Source organism: Paracraurococcus ruber (assembly GCF_004353985.1).
In the GTDB taxonomy this organism is placed as follows: domain Bacteria; phylum Pseudomonadota; class Alphaproteobacteria; order Acetobacterales; family Acetobacteraceae; genus Paracraurococcus; species Paracraurococcus ruber.
The window spans coordinates 1-4,546 of sequence record NZ_SMOA01000361.1 but is presented as its reverse complement, the minus strand read 5'-3'; the positions used below and the strand labels follow the sequence as shown (position 1 = coordinate 4,546).

At 75.8% G+C, this 4,546-nt stretch carries 3 protein-coding genes; all 3 read right to left on the bottom strand.

The window, feature by feature from the left end; translation table 11 throughout:
- Window positions 1-213 precede the first annotated feature (213 nt).
- Window positions 214-756, bottom strand: a complete 543-nt coding sequence (ppa, locus tag E2C05_RS29010) for an inorganic diphosphatase (RefSeq protein WP_133223103.1) — start codon at window positions 754-756, stop codon at window positions 214-216.
- 435 nt (window positions 757-1,191) lie between these two features.
- Complete coding sequence (locus E2C05_RS29005) at window positions 1,192-1,968, bottom strand: arginyltransferase (RefSeq protein WP_133223102.1); 777 nt, start codon at window positions 1,966-1,968, stop codon at window positions 1,192-1,194.
- Window positions 1,969-2,037: 69 nt separating this feature from the next.
- A partial coding sequence (locus E2C05_RS29000) for a penicillin acylase family protein (protein ID WP_338045212.1) occupies window positions 2,038-4,546 on the bottom strand: 2,509 nt, incomplete at its 5' end.

Below are 4,546 nucleotides of genomic sequence, written 5' to 3'. Positions count from 1 at the left end.
CGGTCCCCGGCCATGCGCCGGGACCCGGGTCGCGGCGACCGGCCCCTGGCGCACCCGGGGGCATCCCGGCCGCCGGCCGGCCCGTCGCCGCGACCGCTCAGGCCGGCCAGCGGGAAGGCCGACCGCCCTGGCCTGCCTGCCTGGCACGCCGCCGCCACGGCGCCTCGGCGGGCCATGCCGGCATTCCGGCCCCGGGACGTCGGCACGCCGGTGTCAGCTGCCGGCGCCGGCCTTCCGGGCGCGCTCGATCGCCTCGACGATCAGCCGCTTCGCCTCCTCGGCATCGCCCCAGCCGGCGACCTTCACCCATTTGCCGGGCTCGAGGTCCTTGTAGTGCTCGAAGAAATGCTGGATCTGGTCGAGCGTGATCTGCGGCAGGTCGGAGTAGTTCATCACCCGCTCGTAGCGCCGGGTCAGCTTCGGCACCGGCACGGCGATGATCTTCTCGTCGCCGCCGCCGTCATCCTCCATCTTCAGGACGCCGACGGGGCGGACGGCGATGACCGCGCCCGGGATGATCGGGCGGGTGTTGGCGATCAGCACGTCGATCGGGTCGCCATCCTCGCTCAGCGTATGCGGGACGAAGCCGTAATTCCCGGGATAGCGCATCGGCGTGTAGAGGAAGCGGTCGACGATCAGCGTGCCGGCGGCCTTGTCCATCTCGTACTTGATGGGCTCGCCGCCGATGGCGACCTCGACGATGACGTTGACGTCCTCCGGCGGATTCTTGCCGATGGCGATGGCGTCGATGCGCATGGGGATCTCCGAGAATGGTCGCCGCCCGGCCGGGCCGCGCGGCGGCATAACAGCCCGGCCGCCGAAACCGAACCCCCTTCCTGCGGTCGGGCGGCCCGGGGCCGCAGGCCGGCGCCGCCGCCCGCGGGACCGGCCGGTCCCGGCGGCGGGTGGCCAAGCGGGTCGGCGCCATCCCGACCCCCGAGGGGCTGCCCTCGATCGCGGCGATCGACCCGCGGCCGCGATCCTGGCGCCGCATGGCGCGACGCGTCCGGGCCGGCGCCAAGGCCCGCCTGCGAGGAGGCCGGCGAGGGTCGGCGCGGGTGTCCCAGGCTCGGCCAGGACCATGCCGCAGCCGAGGGCCCGCGGCATCGGCGGGACCGGTGGCGCCGCAGGGACGGAACGTGCCTGCCGGGGCATGTCGCCGTGTTCTGCGGGCAGGCCCGAGCCGGCGCTCTAGCTGGCGCTCTCCCGCACCGCCGGGACCACCGGCGCCGCCTCCGGCTCGGCCGCGTCCTCCATCACCCGCCAGACGCCGCCGCTGAGCACCTCGCTCGGGCGGAAGCGGCTCTTGTAGGACATCTTCTGGCTCTCCGGCACCCAGTAGCCCAGGTAGACGAAGGGCAGGCCGAGGGTCCGGGCGCGGGCGATCAGCCAGAGGATGGCGTAGGAGCCGAGCGAGCGCCGCGCCTCCGCCGGGTCGTAGAAGGAATAGACCGCCGACAGCCCGTCGGAGAGCCAGTCGGTCAGGCAGGCCCCCACCAGCCGGTCCTGGGCGTCGCGCAGCTCGATCATCCCGGTGGTGATCGGCGTGTCCTCGACCATGGCGCGGTAGTCGTAGAAGCCCATCGCCGCCATGTCGCCATCGCCATGCCTCGCCTGCTGGTAGCGCTGGAACAGCGCGAATTGCTCGGCGGTGGCGCGGGCCGGCATCTCGAACCCCGCCAGATCGGCGTTCAGCTTCTGCAGCTTCCGCTGGGTCCGGTTCGGCTCGAACTCGGGGGCGAGGATGCGGATCGGCACGCAGGCGTTGCAACCGGGGCAGACCGGCGAATAGGCGATGTTGTGGCTGCGGCGGAAGCCGGCCCGGGACAGCCGGTCATGCAGCGCCTCCGCGTCCGGGCCGGTCAGCTCGGTCACGATCTTCCGTTCCGTCCGGCCGGCCAGGTAAGGGCAGGGCAGCGGCGCGGTGGTGTAGAAGAATTGCGGGCGGCGGTTCGGACGGTGCAGCATCGGCCTTCTGAGTGTCGGTGGAGCGGGCCGGGGAATCAACCGCCCCGGTGCTATGGGGTTCTCCGGAAATCAGGGATCGAGGCGGATGCGGCCGCCGATGGCATCGGCGGCACGGCGCAATGTGATCATCCCGCCGTCGCGCCACAACGGCAGCAGGTCGCCCCAGTGGCGGGAGGCGGGGTGGCCGGACTGCCCGGTCGCGATCACCGCGAAGGTCGCATCCGGGTCGGCCAGGTCGGCCACCAGCCGCAGCCCGGCGCCGTGCACATGCTCGAAGGGGTTCGGCCCGGCGCCGCGGCTGCCGCCGCGCATCACGGTCCATTCGTCGCCGCCGGTCGGCGCCGCCAGGCCGGTGAGCGGCCCGAGGCCGGGCAGGGCGCGCAGCAGCGGATGGTCGAAGCGGGCGACATGCGCCCGGCCCCAGCGCCAGGCGGCCGGGTCCGGCCCCTGCGCCGTGGCAAGGTCGGCCACCGCCGCCTCCAGCGCGCGGCTGGCCAGCCCGGGACAGTCGCCGCCGCACCAGGGGCCGCCCTCGCCCGCCGCCGAGAGGACCCGCAGCAGGAAGCCGCTGCGCGGCCGGACCGCGCCGTCCGGCACGCCGCCCGCGGCCAGCGCCAGCCGCCCGGATGCGGCGACCCAGGCGTTGAAGATCAGCCCTTCCGGTCGGTCGGCCCGGACATCGCCATCCCAGCCCAGCAGCAGGTCCCGGGCGGCGCCGGCGATCCCATCCGGCCGCGACGCCCGGCGCAGGGCCGAGTCCGGCCCCAGCAGGGTGCGGGCGAAGGGCGAGACCGTGTCGCGCTGCAGGGCGGCGAAGCCGGCGGCGTCGTGGCTCGGCCGGGCGCCCAGCGCCTCGGCCAGGCGGCGGAAGCGCCAATCCTCCGGCCATTCGGCGCCCAGGAAGGCCGCGGCATCCGGCGGCGCCGGGCGGTTGTTGGCATTGGCCAGGACGCCGCTCGCCGGCGCCTCGGCATGCGGCAGGGCATCGAAGGGGATCCAGCCGGTCCAGTCATGGCTGCCATCCCAGCCGGGGGCGGGCGCCATGCCGTCGCCGGCGCGGCGGATGGGCGTCCGCCCGGTCAGGATCATCCCGATCCGGCCCTGCCGGTCGGCCAGCATCAGGTTCTGCGACGGGCTGGTGATCAGCGCCGCGGCCGCCCGCGCCGCGGCCACCGAGCCGGCGCGGTTCAGCGCCAGCAGCCCGGCCGCGGCGGTGTCCGCCGGGGCGAGGTTGGCGGCGGCCAGCGCCAGCACGCGGTCGCCCGGCGGGCCATCCTCCAGGTCCGAGATCACCGGGCCGTGCCGCGTCTCCCGCACCCGCAGCGTCACCGGCGCGGCGCCGCGGACCCGGATCACCTCCTCCCGCACCGCGAAGGGGCGCGGCCCCTCCGGCGTCTCATAGGCATCGGTGCCGGAGAGGCGCTCGACGAAGACGTCCTGGGTGTCGGAATGAGTCGTGGTGAAGCCCCAGGCCAGGTCGGCATTGCGGCCGATGACCACCAGCGGCACCCCGGGCGAGGTGGCGCCGGCCAGGAACCGGCCATCCGCGAAGTCGATGCGGGCGAGGTACCAGAGGATCGGTGCCTGGAAGCCGAGATGCGGGTCGGAGGCGAGCAGCGCCCCGCCGCTGGCCGAGCGCGCCGGCGCCACCGCCCAGGCATTGCTGGCCGAGTCGGGCAGGGTGCCCGGCTCCGGGAAACGCGGCAGCGCCGCCGCGAGGCGGCCGAGCGACTCCGCGCCCAGGCCGGCAAGGTCGGGGCGGCCGGCGCTCCGGTCCTCGGGGAAGAGGTCGCGCAGCGTCTCCGGCGGCAGGATGGCGGCGAGCCGGGCGCGGTCCAGCTCGGTCCGCCAATTGCCGGACAGCCAGACGCCCATGACCTTGGCCCAGAGCAGGCTGTGCTCCGGCCGCCAGGGCTCCGGCGCCCCCAGCACCAGGAATTCCGGCGCGGCGAAGCGGCCCCTGGCGGCGATCCAGGCATTCACCCCGGCGGCATAGGCCTCGAGCAGGGCACGCGCCTCGGCCGGCAGGGCGGCCAGGTCCGCCTCCGCCCGGCGGGCCAGGCCGAGGGTGCGGGTGAGGCGGTCGGCGCGCAGCGTCGCGCTGCCGGCGATCTCGGACAGGCGGCCGGATGCGCCGCGGCGCAACAGCTCCATCTGGAACAGCCGGTCCCGGGCATGCACCCAGCCGAGGGCCATGGCGGCATCGGCCTCGGTCGCCGCGGCGATCCGGGGGATGCCGTGCTGGTCCAGGGTGACGGTGACGCGGGACGACAGGCCGGGCAGCCGCAGCGCGGCGTCGCTGGCGGGCAGGGTCCACCAGACCGCGCCGGCGATCCCGCCGCCGAGCAGCAGGAGAAGCGCGAGCAGGCCGAGCAGGAGGCGGCGCGGCCAGCGCCAGAGGCTGCGGGGGCGGGGCAGGGGGGTCAGCCCGGGGCGGCGGCGGTCATGCCGGGGAAGTAGGGCATCCGGGGGCCGGCCGGGAAGCGGGGGCTTGCATCCGGCGGGGACCGTTGCGGCGGCGGCGCGGCCGCCCGGGGGGCCGCTGGCCGCCACCCCGGGCGGCATCCGGTGCGGGCGC